Genomic DNA, 3,112 nt, shown 5'->3' with positions numbered 1-3,112 from the left:
TCATCTCGCGCACGGTGCGGATCCGGGTTTCCTCGAAGAACATGTGCTCGGTGCGGCACAGCCCGATGCCCTCGCCGCCGAACTTGATGGCGGTGCGGGCATCTTCCGGGGTGTCGGCGTTGACGCGGACGCCGAGCTTGCGGAACGAATCGGCCCAGCCCATCAGCGTGCCGAATTCGCCCGACATCGCCGGCTCGATCATCGGCATCCGCCCTGCCAGCACCTGGCCCAGCGAGCCGTCGATGGTGATGACGTCGCCGGTCTTGAAGGTGCGGGTGCCGATGCTCATGGTGCCGACCTGATAGGCGAGCTTCTTGCCCGTCTCCTTCATCACCGACTGCGCGGTGGCGTCGATCCGGCCCTTGATCAGGTCGAACTCGGTCTTGGTCGCGATCAGCGGCACCATCACCTCGAGGCCGACCGCCTTGCCGGTGCGCTTTTCCGCTTCGACCGCGGCCTCGAAGATGGCGCGCGCCTGCATCTCGGCGATCTCGGGATAGGCGATGGCGAGGCGGCAGCCGCGGAAGCCGAGCATCGGATTGAACTCGGCGAGATCGCGGGCGCGATCGGCGAGGCGCCGCGGATCGGTATTCATCGCGCGCGCGACTTCCTCGATCTCGGCCTGGGTGTGCGGCAGGAACTCGTGCAGCGGCGGATCGAGCAGCCGGACCGTCACCGGCAGGCCCTTCATGATCTCGAACAGCTCGACGAAATCCGCGCGCTGCATCGGCAGCAGTTTGGCCAACGCGGCGCGGCGGGCCTGTTCGTCCTCGGCGAGAATCATCTCGCGCACGGTGCGGATCCGGGTTTCCTCGAAGAACATGTGCTCGGTGCGGCACAGCCCGATGCCCTCGCCACCGAATTTGATCGCGGTGCGCGCGTCGTCGGGGGTGTCGGCGTTGACGCGAACGCCGAGCTTGCGGAAGGAATCGGCCCAGCCCATCAGCGTGCCGAATTCGCCGGACATCGCCGGCTCGATCATCGGCATCCGGCCGGCCAGCACCTGGCCCAGCGATCCATCGATGGTGATGACGTCGCCGGTCTTGAAGGTGCGGGTACCGATGCTCATGGTGCCGCGGCCGTAATCGACGCGGATCGAGCCGCAGCCGGAGACGCAGGGCTTGCCCATGCCGCGCGCGACCACCGCGGCATGCGAGGTCATGCCGCCGCGGGTGGTCAGGATGCCTTCGGCGGCGTGCATGCCGTGAATGTCTTCGGGGCTGGTTTCGATCCGCACCAGAATGACCTTGCGACCATCGGCCTGCAGTTTGGCCGCTTCGTCGGACGAGAACACGATTTCGCCGGAGGCCGCACCCGGCGACGCCGGCAGGCCGGTGGCGATGACATCGCGCTTGGCGCCGGGATCGATGGTCGGATGCAGCAACTGGTCGAGCGAGGCGGGATCGATCCGCGATACCGCTTCCTTCTTGGAGATCAGGCCTTCATTGGCGAGTTCGACGGCGATGCGCAGCGCGGCTTTCGCGGTGCGCTTGCCGCCGCGGGTCTGCAGCATCCACAGCTTGCCCTGCTCGACCGTGAACTCCATGTCCTGCATGTCGCGGTAATGCTTTTCCAGCAACGTGTAGAACTTGGTCAGTTCCTTGAACGCGTCGGGCATCGCGATTTCCATCGATGCCTTGTCGGAGCCGGATTCCTTGCGCGCATATTCGGTGATGTCCTGCGGCGTGCGGATGCCCGCCACCACGTCTTCGCCCTGCGCGTTGATCAGGAATTCGCCGTACAGCTTGCTCTCGCCGGTCGAGGGATTGCGGGTGAACGCAACGCCGGTCGCCGAGGTCTCGCCCATATTGCCGAACACCATGGCCTGCACGTTGACCGCGGTGCCCCAGGATTCCGGAATGTCGTGCAGACGGCGGTAGGTCACCGCGCGCGCGTTCATCCAGGATGAAAACACCGCGCCGATCGCGCCCCACAATTGCGCGTGCGGGTCCTGCGGGAAATCCTTGCCGGTCTCGCGCGCCACCGCTTCCTTGTAGCGGCCGACCAGTTCGACCCAGTCGTCGCCGGTCAGGTCGGTGTCGAGCGTGTAGCCCTGGCTGTCCTTGAAGGTATCGAGGATGTCCTCGAAATGATGATGCTCGAAGCCGAGCACGACATCCGAATACATGGTGATGAAGCGGCGATAGCTGTCATAGGCGAAACGGCGATCGCCCGAGAGTTCCGCCAGCGCTTCCACGGTCTTGTCGTTGAGACCGAGATTGAGCACGGTGTCCATCATGCCCGGCATCGAGGCGCGGCCGCCGGAGCGCACCGAAACCAGCAGCGGATTTTTGGTATCGCCGAACGCCTTGCCGGTCAGTCTGCCGACATGGTCCAGCGCCTTTTCGACCTGCGTCTTCAAGGCCGCGGGATAGGATTTGTCGTGGGCGTAGAAATAGGTGCAGACCGAGGTCGGGATGGTGAAGCCGGGAGGCACCGGCAGGCCGAGATTGGCCATCTCGGCGAGATTCGCGCCCTTGCCGCCGAGCAGATCGCGCAGGCCGGCTTTGCCTTCGGCCTTGCCGTCACCGAAGGTGAACACCCATTTGCCGGATTTTGCCACAGCCGCGGGCTTCGCCGGCGACTTGACGATAACAGGCTTTTTCGCAGGCTTGGGAGGGCTCTTCTTCAGCGCCTTGCGGGCGCTGACGGGCGGCGCGGCCTTCGCCCGGGCGGGCAAGGAGGGCTTTGATTTCGCTGCGGTTTTCTTCAGCTTGGATGCGGCTTTGGCCATGGCTTACAAACAATCCGCTGATGGGAGGGAGATGCGCGCCTTACACCACTTTGGGCCGCCCTGCGCAAGGCGCGAGTTCCCGGTTTGAGCCCTACTTGAACAGCTTGAACAGGCCGAGACCCGCCAAACCGATGAAGATCAGATAGATCGCGACCACGAAATTGAGGAAGCGCGGCATGATCAGAATCAGCACGCCAGCTATGAGCGCCACGATGGGCTGAATATGGGCAGCAGTGATGGTCATGAATCTCTCCGGTGTGATGCTGGCGGGGGTCGAATCGACGACCGTATTTTAGCCCCTCGCAGGGTTCCACGATAGGAGACGCCTGTGGCCTCAATGGGTTCCGTGACCTGCGAAAACTGCCGAAAATTGCAGCG

Annotated in this window: 2 protein-coding genes; both read right to left on the bottom strand. The window is 64.2% G+C overall.

Annotated features, from left to right (window positions below):
* A partial coding sequence (gene ppdK / locus Q7T45_RS20025; RefSeq protein WP_304872940.1) for a pyruvate, phosphate dikinase occupies positions 1-2,734 on the bottom strand: 2,734 nt, incomplete at its 3' end.
* A gap of 91 nt (positions 2,735-2,825) precedes the next feature.
* Positions 2,826-2,978: a DUF3096 domain-containing protein gene (locus tag Q7T45_RS20020; RefSeq protein ID WP_304872938.1), complete on the bottom strand. Its 153-nt coding sequence runs from the start codon at positions 2,976-2,978 to the stop codon at positions 2,826-2,828.
* Positions 2,979-3,112 lie beyond the last annotated feature (134 nt).

This window comes from Bradyrhizobium sp. (assembly GCF_030646015.1).
Classification (GTDB): Bacteria; Pseudomonadota; Alphaproteobacteria; order Rhizobiales; family Xanthobacteraceae; genus Bradyrhizobium.
Note: the sequence above shows the minus strand (reverse complement) of the source record. Positions and strands in the feature narration are given on the sequence as shown.

What these genes read in the sequence shown, in the direction of transcription:
- Q7T45_RS20020 (WP_304872938.1), bottom strand. Translation starts at nt 2,978, where the DNA reads ATGACCATCACTGCTGCCCATATTCAGCCCATCGTGGCGCTCATAGCT.